Annotated in this window: 15 protein-coding genes and 2 tRNA genes; 9 read left to right on the forward strand and 8 right to left on the reverse strand. The window is 74.5% G+C overall.

All coding sequences use genetic code 11. From position 1 onward, the window contains the following. Window positions 1-89 precede the first annotated feature (89 nt). The 3 genes from OU787_RS10510 to OU787_RS10520 form a co-directional block, all read right to left on the reverse strand. Window positions 90-2141, reverse strand: coding sequence for a phosphocholine-specific phospholipase C (locus tag OU787_RS10510; protein WP_268659183.1), 2052 nt, complete (start codon window positions 2139-2141; stop codon window positions 90-92). Between the two features lie 198 nt (window positions 2142-2339). Further along, window positions 2340-2975, reverse strand: a complete 636-nt coding sequence (locus OU787_RS10515; protein WP_268659184.1) for a pentapeptide repeat-containing protein — start codon at window positions 2973-2975, stop codon at window positions 2340-2342. A 2-nt stretch (window positions 2976-2977) separates the two neighbouring features. Continuing rightward, entirely contained in the window at window positions 2978-4144 is a 1167-nt protein-coding gene (locus OU787_RS10520) for a low temperature requirement protein A (protein ID WP_051816874.1), read from the reverse strand. Between the two features lie 511 nt (window positions 4145-4655). Between OU787_RS10520 and OU787_RS10525 the strand changes: the two genes are divergently transcribed. The 5 genes from OU787_RS10525 to OU787_RS10545 all read left to right on the forward strand — a co-directional run bounded on the left by OU787_RS10525 (window position 4656) and on the right by OU787_RS10545 (window position 9354). Further along, complete coding sequence (locus tag OU787_RS10525; protein ID WP_268659185.1) at window positions 4656-5414, forward strand: bestrophin-like domain; 759 nt, start codon at window positions 4656-4658, stop codon at window positions 5412-5414. Window positions 5415-5486: 72 nt separating this feature from the next. After that, window positions 5487-5560: transfer RNA gene (locus OU787_RS10530), tRNA-Lys, on the forward strand. Between the two features lie 138 nt (window positions 5561-5698). Then, window positions 5699-5772 (forward strand) — tRNA-Lys (locus OU787_RS10535). Between the two features lie 248 nt (window positions 5773-6020). Beyond that, window positions 6021-8291, forward strand: a complete 2271-nt coding sequence (locus OU787_RS10540) for a transglycosylase domain-containing protein (RefSeq protein ID WP_268659186.1) — start codon at window positions 6021-6023, stop codon at window positions 8289-8291. A gap of 40 nt (window positions 8292-8331) precedes the next feature. After that, complete coding sequence (locus OU787_RS10545) at window positions 8332-9354, forward strand: EamA family transporter (RefSeq protein ID WP_030459830.1); 1023 nt, start codon at window positions 8332-8334, stop codon at window positions 9352-9354. A gap of 7 nt (window positions 9355-9361) precedes the next feature. Here OU787_RS10545 and OU787_RS10550 read toward each other — a convergent pair whose 3' ends face one another. From OU787_RS10550 to OU787_RS10560, 3 genes are read right to left on the reverse strand one after another with little or no spacing between them, the layout of a single operon-like run. Further along, window positions 9362-9661: a YciI family protein gene (locus OU787_RS10550; RefSeq protein WP_030459831.1), complete on the reverse strand. Its 300-nt coding sequence runs from the start codon at window positions 9659-9661 to the stop codon at window positions 9362-9364. 4 nt (window positions 9662-9665) lie between these two features. Continuing rightward, window positions 9666-10334, reverse strand: coding sequence for a response regulator transcription factor (locus OU787_RS10555; RefSeq protein ID WP_030459832.1), 669 nt, complete (start codon window positions 10332-10334; stop codon window positions 9666-9668). Next, window positions 10331-11494: a sensor histidine kinase gene (locus OU787_RS10560; RefSeq protein ID WP_051816875.1), complete on the reverse strand. Its 1164-nt coding sequence runs from the start codon at window positions 11492-11494 to the stop codon at window positions 10331-10333. The genes OU787_RS10555 and OU787_RS10560 overlap by 4 nt, the downstream gene beginning before the upstream one ends. Window positions 11495-11848: 354 nt before the next feature. Between OU787_RS10560 and OU787_RS10565 the strand changes: the two genes are divergently transcribed. Further along, window positions 11849-12568 (forward strand): ABC transporter ATP-binding protein, encoded by a 720-nt coding sequence (locus OU787_RS10565; protein WP_255358063.1) that lies wholly within the window; start codon window positions 11849-11851, stop codon window positions 12566-12568. Further along, the gene (locus OU787_RS10570) at window positions 12565-13617 is read left to right on the forward strand and encodes an ABC transporter permease subunit (RefSeq protein ID WP_030459835.1); all 1053 of its coding nucleotides are present in this window, start codon (window positions 12565-12567) and stop codon (window positions 13615-13617) included. Before OU787_RS10565 ends, OU787_RS10570 begins: the two co-directional genes overlap by 4 nt. 15 nt (window positions 13618-13632) lie before the next feature. Here the strand turns inward: OU787_RS10570 and lepB are convergent, their stop codons facing one another. Together lepB and OU787_RS10580 are read right to left on the reverse strand one after the other, a co-directional pair. After that, complete coding sequence (lepB, locus tag OU787_RS10575; RefSeq protein ID WP_107066527.1) at window positions 13633-14319, reverse strand: signal peptidase I; 687 nt, start codon at window positions 14317-14319, stop codon at window positions 13633-13635. Window positions 14320-14417: 98 nt separating this feature from the next. Next, the gene (locus OU787_RS10580) at window positions 14418-14744 is read right to left on the reverse strand and encodes a chorismate mutase (protein WP_030459837.1); all 327 of its coding nucleotides are present in this window, start codon (window positions 14742-14744) and stop codon (window positions 14418-14420) included. A gap of 262 nt (window positions 14745-15006) precedes the next feature. On the opposite strand from OU787_RS10580, the gene OU787_RS10585 reads away from it, so the two are divergent. After that, window positions 15007-15432 (forward strand): OsmC family protein, encoded by a 426-nt coding sequence (locus OU787_RS10585; RefSeq protein WP_030459838.1) that lies wholly within the window; start codon window positions 15007-15009, stop codon window positions 15430-15432. Between the two features lie 351 nt (window positions 15433-15783). Continuing rightward, window positions 15784-17649, forward strand: a complete 1866-nt coding sequence (locus OU787_RS10590) for a putative bifunctional diguanylate cyclase/phosphodiesterase (RefSeq protein ID WP_268659187.1) — start codon at window positions 15784-15786, stop codon at window positions 17647-17649. The last annotated feature ends 17 nt before the right edge of the window (window positions 17650-17666 follow it).

Here is a 17666-nt window from a genome sequence, read left to right on the forward strand (position 1 = left end):
CGGACATCGGGCTCCGTCCACCCTCGCACCGGCCCCGGGAGGCCGCACCCGGACCGGGGCGTCCGGGTGCGGCGGCCCCGCCCCGGGCGTCAGCCGGAGATCGAGGGGGCGCCGGTCTCCAGGTGGCCGGTGAAGCGCTGCGACCAGCCGGCGTCGCCGCTGACCGTCACGGTGAAGTCGTACCAGCCGTTGGTGTAGGCGACGGCGTTGAAGTAGTCGCGGGTGCTCGCCCCGGCCGCGACCTGGTACGTCCACGGGCCGTCGGAGCGGTAGGCGTTGGAGGTGACGGTGAAGGTCACCGCCGTGCTGCCGGTGTTGGCGAGTTCGAACCAGAGGGCGAGCTTGCCGGTGTCCGGGGCGGGGGCGTACGTGGCGGTGGCGGCGGCGTTCTTGCCGGCGGCGGTGGCGTCGCCGGTGAAGCGGCGCAGGAAGCGGTTGGGGCCGACCACCGTCAGGTCGTACTTGCCCGCGCCGTAGCCGGTGCCGCAGTTGAAGAAGTCGCTGGTCGAGCCGGCCGGGTCGACGGTGTACGGCCACGGGCCGCCGGAGCGGTAGGCGTTGGCGTACGCGGCGAAGTGGCTGCTCGCGCTGCCCTGGTTGGACATCGCGATCCAGACCTTGATCACGCCGCCGGAGCCGAACTCCAGGCGGTCCAGGTTGGCCACCGGCTGGTAGGGCAGCGCGCGGGCCGGGCGGGTGCCCGGCTCCTGCACCGGCAGCTGGTTGTTCACCGGGGCCGGGTTGGGCAGCGGGCCGCAGGCGGCCAGGCCGATGGTCTGCGAGGTGTCCGGCAGCGCGGGCATCCCGTACACCGGGTGGGCGAAGTCGAACATGCCGGTCAGGTCGCCGGTGACCTTCCGCCGCCAGGCCGAGATGTTCGGGCAGGTCGCGGGCTTGCCGAGGGCGGCGGTCCACTTCTCCAGGAAGCGCAGCACCGAGGTGTGGTCGGAGGTCTCCGAGGAGACCCAGCCGCCGCGGCTCCACGGCGAGACGGCGATCATCGGGACGCGGAAGCCGAGGCCGATGTTGGTGCCGTTGTAGAACTCGCCCGCCGTACCGGACGGGGCGACCGGCGGCGGGACGTGGTCGAAGAAGCCGTCGTTCTCGTCGTAGTTGAGGAACAGGATCGTGGAGTCGAACACGGCCGGGTCGGCGTTCAGCGCGTCCAGCACGTTGTGCACGAAGTGCGCGCCGTCGGCCGGGGTGGCGTACGGGTGCTCCGAGGACGCCTGGTCCGGCACGATCCAGGACACCTGGGGCAGCGTCCCGGCCAGCACGTCCGCCCTGATCGCGGCGACGATGTCGTCCGGGGTCTTCCCGGTCGCCTTCGGGACCGAGCCCATGCCCTTGGCGGCGAGCGCGCTGCCGGCGGGGGCGGAGGAGAAGGCGGTGAAGTAGGCGAGCGCGTTGTCGCCGTAGTTGTCGGCGGCGTTCTGGTAGACCTTCCAGCTGACGCCGGCCGCCTCCAGGGCCTCCGCGTACGTCTGCCACTTCAGGCCCGACTCGTCGCCGCCGTCGTACGCGGGGCCGCCGGCCGTGCCGGCCGGGTCGATCTGGCCGGACCAGTGGTAGGTGCGGTTGGGGCCGGTCGCGGAGAGCACCGAGCAGTGGTAGGCGTCGTTGACCGTCCAGTTGTCGGCCAGCGCGTAGTGGAACGGGATGTCGGCCCGGGTCAGGTAGCCGAGGGTGCGCACGTTGCCCTTGGCGGACACCCAGGAGTCCAACTTCCCGCCGTTCCACGCCTTGTGCTGGTCGCTCCAGCCGTGCGCGAGGTCCCCGTTGCACTGGGCCAGGCGCTCCGGGTCCGCGCCGCCCGCCGGCTTGGTCGCGGAGAACTGCCACGGGTACTGGCGGCCGAGCAGGTTCGGCTGGTTGAAGACGCCGTAGCCGCCGGACAGTTGGATCGTCGCCCGGTCGGCGAAGCCGCGCACGCCCTTCAGCATGCCGAAGTAGTGGTCGAAACTGCGGTTCTCCTGCATCAGGACCACGATGTGCCGGGCGTCCGCGAGGGTGCCGGTGGCCCCCGCCGCGGCCGCCGCCGCGGGTGCCGCCCCGGCTCCCGCCGCGGTGCCGGCGACCGCCGCCCCGGCCGCCGCACTCGCCGACAACGCGATGAACTTCCTACGACTCAGCTCTGCCACTTCGACCCGCCCGTCCCCTCGGCTGCTGGTGTTGTCCAGACACCTTCGTGTCGAACGCCGAGCATCCTCACGCAGGACGGGCCCTCGGGTCACCGGCCGGGACGAAGGTTTGGCGGACTGTTCACCGACGGCCGCAACGGCGGACAGGAGGTGAACAGCCGGGGGAAATCCTCGACGGACGGCTCGCGGCGGCCGGGTTCAGTCCTGCACCGCGATGCCCAGGGCGTGGGCGAACTGCGGCGCGAGGTCGAGCAGTTGGGTGGTCGAGATGACGGCGCCGCGCAGGCCGAGGTGGCCGTCGGGCAGGCCGAGGCGGGCGGCGGTGCGCAGGTCGGTGTTCTTCAGGCTCGCGCCGCGCAGGCGGACCTCGTCCAGGGTGCTGCCGGGGAAGGAGACGTCGGTCAGCTTGGCCTCGGCGAGGTCGATGTCCCGCAGCAGGCAGTCCTCGAAGACCACGTCGCGCAGCACCGCGCCGCGCAGGTTGACCGCCTCCAGCTTGCACTGGCGGAACACCGTGCGGCGGACGGCCGAGCCGTACCCGGAGATGCCCGCCAGCACGGTGGAGTCGACCTCGGCGTCCTGCCACTCGCTCTCCGCCAGGTCGACCCCGACCAGCCGGCCGCCCTGCACCCACACCTCGTTGAACCCGGCCCGGCGCAGCTTCGCCTCCTCGATCCGCACCCCGGTGAACGCGCACTCCAGGAAGTGCGCGCCGCCGAACTGCCCGGTCAGCGCGAGGCCGTCGAAGTGCACCGTGTCGTACCGGGCGTCGGGGCGCAGCGGCCCGGTGTGGCGCTGCAGCAGGTGGGCGTAGGGGAGGTCTTCGAGGCGCACGGTCAGCTCCGTTTCGCGGACAGGATCAGGCCGGTGGCGACGGCCAGCGCCACCAGGAGCCCGGCGATCAGCACCGCGGACTCCCCCGCCAGCGTCGCAGCCAGCACCGACAGCGCGGCCAGCGGCAGGATCGCCTGGGCGGCGCCGCGCTTGTGGTGGCGGGAGTGCAGGGCCCAGACGGTGACCAGGAACAGCGCGGTGGGGACGGTCACGGCGGCGCTCGCGGCCCGGGCCGAGAGGTGCGCGGTGCCCACCGCGTGCCCGGCGGCGACCTCCAGGCCGGCGCCGACCGCGGCGGCCGAGGCGAAGACCAGGTAGTGGCCGTAGCCCCAGGGCAGCGCCTGCCGGTTGTCGCGCAGGTGGTCGTGGCTGTCGTCGGCGAAGTAGATCCACCAGGCGCCGAAGCAGATCAGCAGGCCGCCGGCCGCGATCGGCAGCAGTTCGGCGACCGCCCGGTGCTCGTCCAGCGCGGCCTGGACCGCGACGGTGGCGGCGGCGACCGTCTCGCCCAGCACGATGATGGTGAACAGGCCGTAGCGCTCCACGATGTGGTGCCGGTGCCAGGGCGTCTGGTTGTCCTTCTCGGCCCAGACCGGGACGGCGAGTTCGACCAGCACGCCGAGCGGGAACAGCGGGCCCTGGGTGCCGTGCGGGAGGAACAGCAGCACCACCCAGAACACCTGGACGACCGAGATCCCCACCGCGTAGCGCAGCGCGCAGGTGCGGGCCGGGCCGCTCTCGCCGCGGGCCGCGCGCAGCCACTGGGTGACCATGGCCAGGCGCATCAGCACGTAGCCGGCCACGCCGAGCACCAGGTCCTGGTCCTCGAAGATCCGCGGGACGCCCGCCGCGAGCACCAGCACGCCGGTGATCTGCACCAGGGTGGTGAGCCGGTAGGGCACGTCGTCGACGTCGTACGCGGAGGCGAACCAGGTGAAGTTCATCCAGGCCCACCACACCGCGAAGAAGGCCATCGCGTAGCCGGTGAGGGCGGCGGCGTAGTGGCCCTCGGCCAGGGCGTGGGCGAGTTCCCGGCCGGCCTGGGCGATGGCGACCACGAAGCACAGGTCGAAGAACAGCTCGAGCGGGGTGGAGACCCGGTGCGACTCGCGCCGGTCGCGGGCCCGCATCCGGCGGACCGGCCGGTAGGGGTCGGGGGCGGTGCTCATGGTTCTGCCTTCGCAGCGGGCCGCGCGGGCAGGGGGCGGGCGCGGCAGGGGAGTTGGACACCGGAGATCCTGGCAGCCCGGCGTGCGCGGCGCACGCACCGGGCGCGGCACGCCGGTTGACCGATTTCCACCCGATCTGACTACTCGTCACCCGGAGTTGACGCCGCAGTGCGCGATCCGAGTGACAGCGCGGTCCATTTCGGCGCGTGTTGCGTTGATTGTCCCGTCTGTCCGAATTCGACCGATAGATTCCTCTGCGGATGGACGGCCGACGAGGGCGCTTCGCGGGCAACGCGGAAGGTCAAGGACGAGGGTGGAGCACGGGGCCGGCCCCCGCGCTCCGCAGGACCCGAACTCCTCGTGATCACCGCGCTGCCCGACAGCGCCGCCCGCCGTCCGGCAGGGGTGCGTCCGGCGGCCGGTCGGGCTAGTTCGGGTCGCTGGGGGGCGAGGGCGGGCGGTGTGATGGCCGTATGCGCACAATCGGGCACCGAGGGGATGTGGGGGCGGCGTGAACTGGGTCGATGTGATGATCATGGTGGGCACGCTGACGGGGACCGCGGCGGGGATGCTGCTGGTGCAGAAGTACGCGTCGGTGCCGGCGCGGGAGAACTGCAACGACGTGGCGGGGTTCATCTTCGCGGCGGTCGGGGCGTTCTACGCGGTGCTGGTGGCGTTCGTGGTGATCGTGGTGTGGGAGAACTCGTCGACGGCGAAGGCGACCACCTTCGACGAGGCGGACGAGCTGGCGGGGGTGTACTGGATGTCCCGGCAGATGCCGCTGCCCGCGGGGGCCGAGCTGGAGGGGCTGACGCTCAGCTACGCGCACGCGGTGGTGGACACCGAGTGGCGGCGGATGAACGACCACCACAGCGACCCGGCGGCGACGGCGCTGATGTACCGGATCCGGGAGTCCGCGCTCTCCTTCGACCCGCAGGGGGACCAGCAGTCGGCGATCTACCAGAACGTGATCCAGCACGTGGACGGGCTGGCCAGCAAGCGCCGGGCCCGGCTGAACCTGATCGCGGACTGCGTGCCGCCGCTGCTGTGGGCGGCGCTGATCGCCGGCGCGGTGGTCACCATCGCCTTCACCTTCCTGTTCGGCCTCTCCAACACCTGGGCGCACCTGGCGATGGTGCTCAGCCTGGCCGGGCTGATCGCGCTGTCGCTGATCGCCATCAAGGAGATGAACTACCCGTTCGACGGGGCGAACGCGGTGAAGCCGACCGCGTTCGAGGTGTTCCTGAGCCGGCTGCCGCCACCGCGCTGAGCACGCTAGGTGAGCGGGGTGTCACGATTTCGGCGGGCGGCCCGGGGCGTGTAGTGTTCTCCGGGTCAGCAGGCGCCGCTAGCTCAGTTGGTTAGAGCAGCTGACTCTTAATCAGCGGGTCCGGGGTTCGAGTCCCTGGCGGCGCACCGACAGCACGAGAGCCTCCCTCCGGGGAGGCTCTCGGCGCTTCCGGGCCGCTCGGCGTTTCCGGGCCCGGTCCGGCTCGCCCGGGAACCGGGTTTCACCGCAGGTCGGGGAGCGTGTAGTGTTCTCCACGTCAGCACGCGCCGCTAGCTCAGTTGGTTAGAGCAGCTGACTCTTAATCAGCGGGTCCGGGGTTCGAGTCCCTGGCGGCGCACCGACAGCACGAAGGCCCCTCGCTCTCAGCGAGGGGCCTTCGGCGTTTTCCGGCCGTTCCCGCCATGTCCCTTGCGCGGCGCGCTCGTTGAGAAGGGGGAGGATGTGAAGCTAAGGGGGATTTAAAGATCGTCTTAGGAGAAATGGGACATAGGTCCCTAACATCTGACAAGTCGATCAGTCAGGCTGGCGAGGTTCACGCCGTCGCCCGAGCGAGCAGCCCGTCCGGGGCCTGCGGGAAGGTCTCCGTTGCCTCGAAAGCCTCGTGAGCGCAAGAAGCGGACCGGCTGGCGCCGGCTGATACCCACCTGGCGGATCACCCTGCTGGGCCTGGCGGCGTCGGTGCTGCTGGGGGTCGGACTGTTCGCCCTGGGCATCGCCCTGGTGAAGGTGCCGGACGCGCACGCGGCCGCCACCGCCCAGTCCAACACCTGGCTGTACGCGGACGGCTCGGTGCTGGCCCGCACCGGCCAGACCAACCGGCAGAACGTCTCGCTGGACAAGGTCTCCCCCGAGGCGCAGCACGCCGCGCTGGCCGCCGAGGACCGCAACTTCTACTCGGAGGGCGCGGTCAACCTCAAGGGCATGGCCCGGGCCGCGTTCAACACCGCGTCCGGCGGCTCCACCCAGGGCGGCTCGACGATCACCCAGCAGTACGTGAAGAACGCGTACCTGAACCAGAAGCAGACCGTCAGCCGCAAGGTGAAGGAGGTGTTCATCGCCATCAAGGTGGACGCCACCCAGAGCAAGGACGAGATCCTCTCCTCCTACCTGAACACCTCGTACTACGGGCGCGGCGCGTACGGCATCCAGGCCGCCGCGCAGGCGTACTTCGGGGTGGACGCGAGCCGGCTGACCGCCGCCCAGGGCGCCTACCTGGCGACGCTGCTGAACGCGCCGAGCGCCTTCGACGTCTCCTCGGCCAGCGAGGCCGGCAAGCAGAAGGCGACGGCGCGCTGGAACTACGTGCTGGACGGCATGGTGGCGAAGAAGTGGCTGGGCGCCGAGGAGCGGCAGCACACCGCGTTCCCGGAGGTGCTGGCCCCGAAGTCGGCGCCGGGCCTGTCCGGGCAGGCGGGCTACCTGGTGGCCGCGGCCACCTCGTACCTGACCGACCACGGCATCGTCTCGGACGCCCAGCTCGCCCAGGGCGGGTACACCATCACGCTGACCGTCGACCCGAAGAAGCAGCAGCAGCTGCAGGACGCGGTGCAGACCCAGCTGACCGACAACCTCAAGCCGGACAGCCGGAAGGTCGACGCGGCGGCCCAGGCCGGCGCGGTCTCGGTGGACCCGAAGAGCGGGCAGGTGCTGGCGCTGTACGGCGGCGCGGACGCCACCAAGCACTGGATCGACAACGCCACCCGCACCGACTACCAGGCGGGCTCCACCTTCAAGGCGATCGCGCTGGCGGCCGCCCTGGACTCCGGGGCGCGCACCCAGTCCGGCGAGCGGATCACCGCCGACACCGTGTACGACGGCACCAACCGGCGGCCGGTGCGCGGCGCGAAGGGCACCCCGTACGCGCCGCCGAACGAGGGCGAGCACTCGTACGGGCAGATCTCGCTGCAGCAGGCCACCGACTGGTCGGTGAACTCGGTGTTCGCGCAGCTCGCGCAGGACACCGGGCTGGAGAGGGTCCGCGCCACCGCGGTGGCGCTCGGCCTGCCCGCCGACACGCCGGGCCTCAGTGCCGTCCCGTCGATCCCGCTGGGCGCGGCCACCCCGAGCGCGCTGGAGCTGGCGGGGGTGTACGCCACCCTGGACAACGACGGGCAGCAGATCACCCCGTGGCTGGTGAAGGGCCTGGAGGCGGGCGGCGAGCAGGTCGTGCTGCCCGAGCACAAGACCGCCCAGGCGATCTCCAAGGACGCGGCCCGGGCCACCACCTCGATCCTGCAGGGCGTCGTCGACGACCAGGGCGGCACCGGCTACCGGGCCGCCGCGCTGAACCGCCCGGTGGCGGGCAAGACCGGCACCACCGATGACTCCAGGTCGGTCTGGTTCGCCGGGTACACCCCCGAACTGGTGACCGTGGTCGGCCTGTTCGGGCAGGAGCCGGGCACCGGCAAGCAGGTCAGCCTGGACGGCGTGGGCGGCACCGGCAGCGCGGCGGGCGGCAAGTACCCGGCGCAGATCTGGACGGCGTACATGAAGTCCGCGCTGGCCGGGCAGCCGGTCACCGACTTCGCCGGGCCGACCCGGGCCCCGGCCGCGAGCGCGCCCTCCGGCACGCCGAGCGGCTCCGCCTCGCCGAGCCAGAGCCCGTCCGCGGCGGACAGCGCGAGCAGCACGCCCTCGCCGTCCGCGGGTGACGACCGGCCCTCGGCCTCGCCGTCGGCCCGTCCCAGCGGCGGCAGCGGGGCGAGCCCGGACGGCGGCGAGAACGGCCTCCGGCCGACCCGTTCGCCCTCGGCCCGGCCGAGCGGCGGGGCCGGTCGCAGCCCGTCCGCCAGCACCGCGCCGGGGCTGGGCGGGGCCGGCGGGCTGCTCGGCGATCAGTACCAACCGGCGGGGTAACACCTTACGGCGGAGGGGTCCGGGCTGGCAGAATGCGGCGATGCACAGCAGCTCGGACCCCTCCGCCGTTCCCGTCGACGCCCCTCCCCCGCCCGTCCCGGCCACGGCTGCGGCCGCGGCCCCGCGTCCGGGTCCGGGTCCGGGTCCGACCCGGCGGGCGGCCCGGCGGGCGGCTCCGCTGGGGCTGGGGCTGGCGCTGGTGTCGGCGGTCGCGTTCGGCGGGTCGGGGACGGCGGCCAAGCCGCTGATCGAGGCCGGGCTGTCCTCCGCGCACACCGTGTGGCTGCGGGTGACCGGGGCGGCGCTGGTGCTGCTGCCGGTGGCGTGGCGGCACCGGGACGCGGTGCTGCGGCGGCCCGGGGTGCTGCTCGGCTTCGGCCTGCTGGCCGTCGCGGGCGTGCAGGCCTGCTACTTCGCGGCGATCTCGCGGATCCCGGTGGGCGTCGCGCTGCTGATCGAGTACCTGGGACCGCCGCTGCTGATCGCCTACGTCCGGCTGGTGCAGCGGCGGCCGGTCTCCCGGCGGGCGACGGCCGGGGCAGGCGTCGCGGTGGCGGGGCTGGCCTGCGTGGTCGAGGTGTGGAACGGGCTGTCCTTCGACGCGCTGGGCGTGCTGTTCGCGCTCGGCGCGGCCTGCTGCCAGGTCGGCTACTTCGTGCTCGCCGACGCCGGCCGGCAGGGCGAGCGCCCGGTCGACCCGCTGGCGGTCTCCGCGTACGGCCTGCTGATCGGCGCCGTGCTGCTGACCGCGTTCACCCTGCCCTGGGACGCCGACTGGTCGCTGCTGGGGCGCTCGGTGGCGATGAACGGCCACCAGGTGCCCGCGCTCCTGCCGGCGCTGTGGATGGTGCTGGTGGCCACCGTGCTGGCCTACCTGACCGGGGTGGCCTCGGTGCAGCACCTCTCCCCGCCGGTCGCGGGCGTGGTCGCCAACCTGGAGGCGGTGGTGGCCACCGTGCTCGCCTGGATCCTGCTCGGCGAGCACCTCGGCACCCCGCAACTGGCGGGCGGCGCACTCGTCCTGGCAGGCGCGTTCGCCGCCCAGTCGGCGGCCCGGAGCTGAGGCGCCCTCAGACCGGCAGGGTCTCGCGGTGGGCGGCGAGGGCGGGGGCGGTGGTGGTGGCGACGAACTCGGTGATCCGGTAGGCGGCGATCCCGGCCGGGACGAACGGGTCGGTGGCGGCGAGGGCCTCGACGGCGGGGCGGTCGGGGGCGACGGCCAGGATGATGCCGCCGTCGCGCGGGACCTTGCGGCCGGAGGCCAGGAAGGTCCCGTTCGCGTAGTGCTGCTCCAGCCAGGAGAGGTGGGCGGGCAGCAGGGCGTCGACGCGCTCCAGCGGGGCGGTGTAGGTCAGCTCGAGGATGAACACCCGGTCATCGTACGCCGGGCCGGACCAGGCCCGACTCGTAGGCCGCGATGACCAGTTGGGCCCGGTCGCGGGCGGCGAGCTTCTGCAGCAGCCGGCCGATGTGGGTCTTCGCGGTGGACAGGCTGACGTGCAGCTCGGCGGCGATCTCCTCGTTGGAGAAGCCCAGCCCGACCAGTGCCAGCACCTCCCGCTCCCGCTCGGTCGCCCCCGCCAGGGCCGCCGGGGCGGGCAGCGCGGACGGCTCCGGGCGGCGGGTGTACTCCTCGATCAGCCGGCGGGTCACCCGGGGCGCGAGCAGCGCCTCCCCCGCGGCCACCACCCGGACCGCGTCCAGCAGTTCGGCCGGGCGGGTGTCCTTGAGCAGGAACCCGGCGGCGCCCGCGCGCAGCGCCGCGAAGGCGTAGTCGTCCAGGTCGAAGGTGGTCAGCACCAGCACCCGGACGCCCGCCAGGGCCGGGTCGGCGGTGAGCTGCCGGGTGGCCTCGATGCCGTCCAGCCGGGGCATCCGGATGTCCATCAGCACCACGTCCGGCCGCTCCCGGCGGGCGAGTTCGAGGGCCTCGGCGCCGTCCGCGGCCTCGCCGACCGCGGCCAGGTCGGGCGCGGAGTCCACCAGCAGCCGGAAGCTGCCGCGCACCAGCGCCTGGTCGTCCGCCACCAGCACCCGGATCATCCGGCCACCACCAGCGGGAACACCGCAGACACCTCGAAGCCCCGCCCGGCGGGCCCCCGCCCGGCCCGGAACCGGCCGCCGTGCACGGCGACCCGCTCGCGCATCCCGGCCAGGCCGTGCCCGCTGCCGCCTGCGTGCGGCGGCCCGCCGCGGCCCTCGTCGGTGACGGTCAGTTCCAGCGCCTCCGGCCGGTAGTCGAGCCGGACCCGGCAGCGGTCGGTGGCGGCGTGGCGGACCACGTTGGTGACCGCCTCCTGCACCACCCGGTAGCCGGCCAGCTCCAGCCCCGGCGGCAACTCGGCCTGCTCGCCGACCAGTTGGACCTCCACCCGGACGCCCGCGGCGGCCGCCCGGCGCACCACCCCGTCCAGGTCGGACAGCCGCGGCGCGGGCAGCCGCTCCCCGTCCCCGCCGGTGCGCAGCACGCCCAGCAGGGCCCGCATCTCGTTCAGCGCGGTGCGGCTGGTCTCCTCGATCGAGGCCAGGGCCAGCCGGGCCTGCTCGGGCTGCTCGGCCGCGACGTGGTTGGCGACGCCCGCCTGCACGGCGATCACTCCGAGGCTGTGCGCGACCACGTCGTGCAGTTCGCGGGCGATCAGCAGCCGCTCCTCGCGCTCCCGGGACGCGGCGTGCTCGATCCGGCGGCGGCGGCGCTCGTCCACCGCCCAGCCCGCCGTCCAGCCGGTGGCCAGGAACAGGCAGGCCGTCAGGACCGCGCCCGGGCCGCCGAAGCCGGGGTGCGGCCAGAACCAGCCCAGCATCCCGGACAGGCACAGCGCCGCCACCAGCAGGGCCAGCGCCAGCAGCTGCCCGGCCCGGCGGCGCGGCACCGCCCCCGGCAGCCGGTACAGCACCACCGCGACCGCCACCCACGGCGCGGGCGAGGACGCCACGCCGACGCTCAGCGCCGCCGGGCCCAGCACCGCGAGCAGCACCCCGGCGGGCCGGAGCCGGGCGAGCGGCGCGGCCAGCGCGGCCAGCGCCACCATCGCCAGGTCCGCCGGGCGCGGGCCCGGGAGCACCGCCGCGAGGGCGACCCGCTGCGGGTGCCCGGACGTCGCGTTCCAGACCGGGAGCAGGGGCAGTGAGGTCAGGACGGCGGCGGCGGCCGCGTCCACGGCGGCCCGCGACCGTGGGCCGAGCGGCCGGTGCAAGTCCATGCCCGCCACGCTAGCGGCCGGGCGGGGGCGGGCGGATCGGACCTGGGGACGACGGCGGACGTCGTACCTGGGAGCGACCACCGGGGGCTCGGGGGACGGCGGGGCCGGGTCCGCCGGTGGTTCGCTGCCGGTGCGGGCATCGGCTTCCGGTTCCGGCAAGGGCCCGCGGCAGCCCCGGCGTTCGAGGGGCTCCGGCCGCCGGCGGCACGGACCCGCCGTTCCCCGGGCGCCCTCCTGCTGGAGTACCGCTCCGGGCGTGGTCCCAGGTCCGACGCGGTGCGGCGGGGCCCGGGGCCAGGGTGGTGGGTGTTCGCAGGACGTGACGGAGGAGGGGTCGTGATCGAGGCTCGGGGTGTGGGGCGGCGCTACCGGAGGCGGTGGGCACTGCGGGAGTGCACGTTGGAGGTGCCGGCGGGGCGAACGGTGGGGCTGGTGGGGCCGAACGGGGCCGGGAAGAGCACGCTGCTGCACCTGGTGACGGGGCTGCTGCCGCCGAGCGCGGGCGAGTTGCGGGTGTGGGGCGCCCGGCCGGGGTCCGGGCCGCAGTGGCCGGCCCGGGTGGGGTTCGTGGGGCAGGACGCGCCGGTGCACCGGGGGTTGACGGTGGCGGAGCACCTGGTGTTCGGCCGCCGGGCCAACCGCCGGTGGGACGACGGCTGGGCGCGGCGGCGGGTGGCGGAGCTGGGACTGGACCCGGGGCAGCGGGCGGACCGGCTGTCGGGGGGCCAGCGGGCGCAGCTCGCGCTGACCCTGGCGCTGGCGAAGCGGCCGGACCTGCTGGTGCTGGACGAGCCGGTGGCGGCGCTGGACCCGCTGGCCCGGCGGGAGTTCCTGGACCGGCTGGCGGAGGCCCGGGCCGAGCACGGCCCGAGCGTGCTGCTGTCCTCGCACCTGATCGGCGACCTGGCCCGGGACTGCGACCACCTGATCGTGCTGGGCCGGGGCCGGGTCCGGTCGGCGGGCCCGCTGGCGGAGCTGCTGGCCGGCCCGGACGGGCGGGTGCGGGACTTGGAGGAGGTGGTCCTGGAGCAGTTGCAGCAGGACCGCGACGAGCGGGCGGAGGAGCTGTCGTGAGCTGGCTGACCTGGCGTCAGTACCGGGCGCAGGCGTGGTGCGCGCTGGCCGCGCTGGCGGTCGTCGCGGCCCTGTACGGCGCGACCGGGCCCCGGTTGGCGGGCCTGTACGACTCCAGCGGCCTGCCGGGGTGCGCCCGGACGGGGGCGGGCTGCGAGCGGGCGCAGTCGGCGTTCGCGGCGGCGGTGGACGGGGACGGGCTGCTCACCGGCCTGTTCTGGCTGGGGCTGGTGCTGCTGCTGGTGCTGCCCGCGGGGGCGGGGATGTTCGCGGGGGTGCCGCTGGTGGCGCGCGACCTGGAGTCGGGGGCGTTCCGGCTGTCGTGGACGCAGGGGGTGTCCCGGACGCGCTGGCTGCTGGTGCGGCTGGCGCTGGTGGGCGCGGCGGTGGCGGGACTGGCGGGGCTGCTGTCGTGGGCGGTGTCCTGGTGGGCGGCGCCGCTGGACCGGGCGCAGGCGCTGCCGGGGGCGGGGGACGGCGCGCTGCCGGGCCGGTTCGGGCCGCTGGTGTTCGCGGCGCACGGGATCGTCCCGGTGGGGTGGGCGCTGTTCGGGTTCGCGGCGGGGGTGGCGGCGGGGTTGCTGCTGCGCCGTCAGGTCGCGGCGATGGCGGTGGTGCTGGGGGTGCTGGTGGCCGTCCAGGTGCTGGTGCCGCTGCTGGTGCGCCCGCACCTGGCGGCGCCGGCCCGGGTGGAGGGGGCGTTGGTGCTGGAGCCGGAGCGGGGGACGATCCGGATCACGGGGGACGAGCTGTACGCGTCGGTGCCGGTGTCGCTGCCGGGGGCGTGGGTGCTGTCGGTGCGCGCGGTGGATCCGGCGGGGCGGACGTTCACCGGGCCGGTGCCCGCGGCGTGCCACCAGGACCTGGACTCGGTCGCGGCGTGCCGGGGGGCGATCAACGCGATGGGGCTGGTGCAGCGCGTCGAGTACCAGCCGGCCCGCCGCTACTGGCCGTTCCAGTGGGCGGAGGCGGGGGTGCTGGTGCTGCTGTCGGGTGCGGTGGCGGCGGGCTGCGCGGTGCGGCTGCGGCGCGGCGTCACCGGCGGCTGATCCGGCGGGGGCCGGTCAGTGGCCGGTCCAGCCGAACCAGGTGAAGTGGTTGAGCGGCCAGACGACGGCGGTGGTGGGGCCGACCAGGTCGGCGACGGGGACCGCGCCGCCGTCCGGGCCGTCGCGGTGGTAGCGGGAGTCGGCGGAGTCGCTGCGGTGGTCGCCCTCGACCCAGACGTGGCCGGCCGGGACGGTGAGCGGGCCGAAGTCGATGCCGGAGCAGGAGTCGTCGCCGGGGTGCAGGTAGGGCTCGGCGACGGGCTGCCCGTCGACGGTGAGGGTGGTGCCGTGGCAGGCGACGCTCTGGCCGCCGGTGGCGATGACCCGCTTGACCAGGTAGTCGTCGCCGGGCGGGAGCAGGCCGACGGCGCTGAGGCCGGAGTGCACGGTGCGGGTGAAGGCGTTGCCGCTCTGCGGGGCGGGCGGCAGCCAGCCGCCGGGGTCCTTGAACACCACGGGTTCGCCGGGCTCCGGTTTCCAGCCGGTGAGGGTGGCGAACTTGTTGACCGCGACCCGGTCGCCGACCTGGAGGGTGTTCTCCATCGAGCCGGACGGGATGGAGAACATCTGGAACAGGCAGGTCTTGATCAGCACGGCGACGACCAGGCCGATCACGATCATCACGGGCAGTTCCACGTACCAGGGCCGCCGCTTGCGCGGACGCCGTTCCTGGGTGGGCCCCTCGGTCACCGCCACCGACACCGACACCGCCTCCTTGGCAAGGACTGCACGCTAACCCGTGCCCGGGGCAGGGCGAAATCCGGCCCTTACCCGGAGCAGACAACCGCCGTGCGGGCGGCTCAGGCCTCGTTGGCGATGGCCTCGTGGTGGCGGATCACCTCGGCGATGATGAAGTTGAGGAACTTCTCGGCGAACACCGGGTCGAGGTTGGCGCTGAGGGCGAGTTCGCGCAGGCGCTTGATCTGGCGGCGCTCGCGGGCCGGGTCGGCGGGGGGCAGCTGGTGCTCGGCCTTGAGCCGGCCGACCTGCTGGGTGGCCTTGAAGCGCTCGGCGAGCATGTGGACGACGGCGGCGTCGATGTTGTCGATGGACTCGCGCAGGCGGGTCAGCTCGGCCCGCACGGCGTCGTCGATCCCCGCCGGGGAGGGAGTGGGCTGGTCCGTCATGTGGGGTGGCTCCGATGCGGGATTTCGGGTGGGCGCTCGGGCGCGGCGGACGGCCAATCTAACAGGGCGGGCCGGGCCCGTCCGCCCTGATCACCCGCCCGTTCCGGCATGTGGGACGGCGTTCGGGACGGCCGGCCGCTCCGCGCGGCGTTCGGCCTCCGGAGCGCGGTGCGGGCCGTAGGCTGGGCGGGCCTCGGCCGGAAGTCCGGCCGCGGGCACAGCAGTTCGACAGCTGTCCGCTTCTCATGGGAGGTACCTGATCGTGGCGACGACCCGCACCGCGCACACCGAGTGGGAGGGCAACCTGCTCGACGGCAAGGGCCTGGTGACCCTCGACTCCTCCGGCGTCGGCGAGTTCCCGGTGTCCTGGCCGTCCCGGGCCGAGGCGGCGAACGGCAAGACCAGCCCGGAGGAGCTGATCGCGGCCGCCCACTCGTCCTGCTTCTCGATGGCGCTCTCGCACGGCCTGACCGGCGCCGGCACCCCGCCCACCAAGCTGGAGACCAAGGCGGACGTGACCTTCCAGCCGGGCACCGGCATCACCGGCATCCACCTGACCGTGGTCGGCACCGTCCCGGGCCTGGACGAGGCGGGCTTCGTGAAGGCCGCCGAGGACGCGAAGGCCAACTGCCCGGTGAGCCAGGCGCTGTCCGGCACCACCATCACGCTCTCCGCCGCCCTGGCCTGACCGTCCGGCACCCCCGCGCCCGCCCGCCCGCGCCGTCACGGTCCGTGCGCGCGGGCGCACTCCCCGGCCCCCGCCCGCGCGGCGGCGGCCGGCCCGCCGGCGCGCTCCGGCGGCGATCCGCGCGCCTCGCACAGAATGTAACGGGCAGCTCGGGACAAGCCTCGCCAATCACCCTGGCGGCGGTCGCGGACAGTTACACCGGCGGCCTATGATCGGCGGGCGTGGCCCGAGGCCGCCGACCGCTCCCCGCCCACCGGGCCGGGGCCGCGGGCGGGCGCGGGCCGCCTGGCCGGTCGCCGTCCGCGAGGAGCGTCCGGCGCGACCAGTGGCAGCAGCGGACGGGAGCGTGCCGTGCCGGGCCGGAACGTCGGGGCCGACGCACACCATCGGGGTGGGCGGCCCGAAGCGCCGCGCCCGGGTACCGGAGCCGGGGCGTGCACCGCCTGCGGGGCCCCGCCGGACACCGAGGCCGAGCGGCTGGCCGCCGCCCTGCGGGCCAGCGAGTCGCGGTTCCGGGCCGCGTTCTCGGACGCCGGGATCGGCATGGCGCTGATCGACTCCGACGACCTGCTGATCGAGGGCAACCCGGTGTTCGCGGCGATGCTGGGCCGCGAGGTGGCCGAGCTCCCCGGCATGCACATCCACCAGGTCATCGAGCCGGAGGAGCCCTCCCGCAGCCGCTACCGCGAGCTGGTGCGCGGCGAGCGCGACCGGATGCGCGCCGAGAAGCGGCTCAAGCACCGCGGCGGGCGGGAGGTCTGGGGCCGGGTCACCGTCTCGCTGATCCGCGACGGCGCGGGCGACCCGTACTACACGATGGTGATGGTCGAGGACGTCACCGAGCGCCGCCAGCTCGGCGACCGGCTCGCCTACCAGGCGCTGCACGACCCGCTGACCAGGCTGCCGAACCGGACGCTGTTCTACGAGCGGCTGGAGGCCGCGTTCAAGCCGGACGGCCGGGGCGGGCCGGGCGCGGACGGCGAGCGGCGGATCGGGCTGTGCTACGTCGACCTGGACGGCTTCGCCGCCATCAACGAGACCCTCGGCCACCACATCGGCGACCAGCTGCTGGTGGCGGTCGCCGCCCGGCTGGAGCACGGGTTCGCCCGGGACGGGCGGCAGTTGGTGGCCCGGCTGGGCGGCGACGAGTTCGCCGTGCTGGTCACCGGCAGCGCCGGCCACCAGCAGCTGACCCGGCTGGCCGCCGACCTGATGGAGGCCCTGGAGCGGCCCTTCGAGGTGGCCGGGCACCGGCTGACCGTCACCGCCTCGATCGGCGTGGTGGAGCGCCCCGTGCACGGCTCCACGCCCACCGACCTGGTCCGGGACGCCGACTCCACGCTGTACTGGTCGAAGTCCGACGGCCGCGCCCGCTGGACGCTGTACGACCGCGACCGGGGCGCCGACCAGCTCGCCCGGCACCTGCTGGCGACCGAGCTGCGCCCGGCCGTGGAGCGCGGCGAGTTCACCGTCGAGTACCAGCCGCTGGTGGGCCTGGCCGACGGCGCGGTGCGCGGCGCGGAGGCGCTGGTGCGCTGGAACCACCCCCGGTACGGGCTGCTGCCGCCGGACCGGTTCATCCCGCTCGCCGAGGAGTCCGGGGCGATCGTGGCGCTGGGCAAGTGGGTGCTGGAGGAGTCCTGCCGGCAGGCCCGGCAGTGGCTGGACGGGTTCCCCGGGCAGCCGGTGCTGGTCAGCGTCAACCTGGCGCCCCGCCAGATCTGGGACTCCGACGTGGTCGCGGACGTCGCCGAGGTGCTGGAGCGCACCGGGCTGCCCGCCGCGCTGCTCCAGCTGGAGATCACCGAGAGCGCGCTGCTCGGCCCCGGCGGCCGCCCGCTGCAGTCCCTGCAGGCGCTGGCCGACATGGGCGTGCGGATCGCCATCGACGACTTCGGCACCGGCTACTCCAACCTCGCCTACCTGTCCCGGCTGCCGGTGCACGCGCTCAAGCTGGACGCCACCTTCATCGAGGCGTTCCGCGAGTCCGCGCCCGGCGCCGACGGCCGGCGGCGGGCCGCCGACGAGCAGATCGTCGGCGCCATGGTGCAGCTCGCGCACGCCCTGGGCCTGACCGTCACCGCCGAGGGCATCGAGCACGCCGCCCAGGCCGAGCGGCTGCGCCAGACCGGCTGCGACACCGCGCAGGGCTGGTACTACGCCCGCCCTGGCGGTCCCGAGGCGATCGCGGCGATACTCCGTGACCGGTCGCGGTGACGGCCGCGGTCTTCCGG

Origin of the sequence: Kitasatospora sp. YST-16, from assembly GCF_026802215.1 — a bacterium.
In the GTDB taxonomy this organism is placed as follows: Bacteria; Actinomycetota; Actinomycetes; order Streptomycetales; family Streptomycetaceae; genus Kitasatospora; species Kitasatospora cineracea.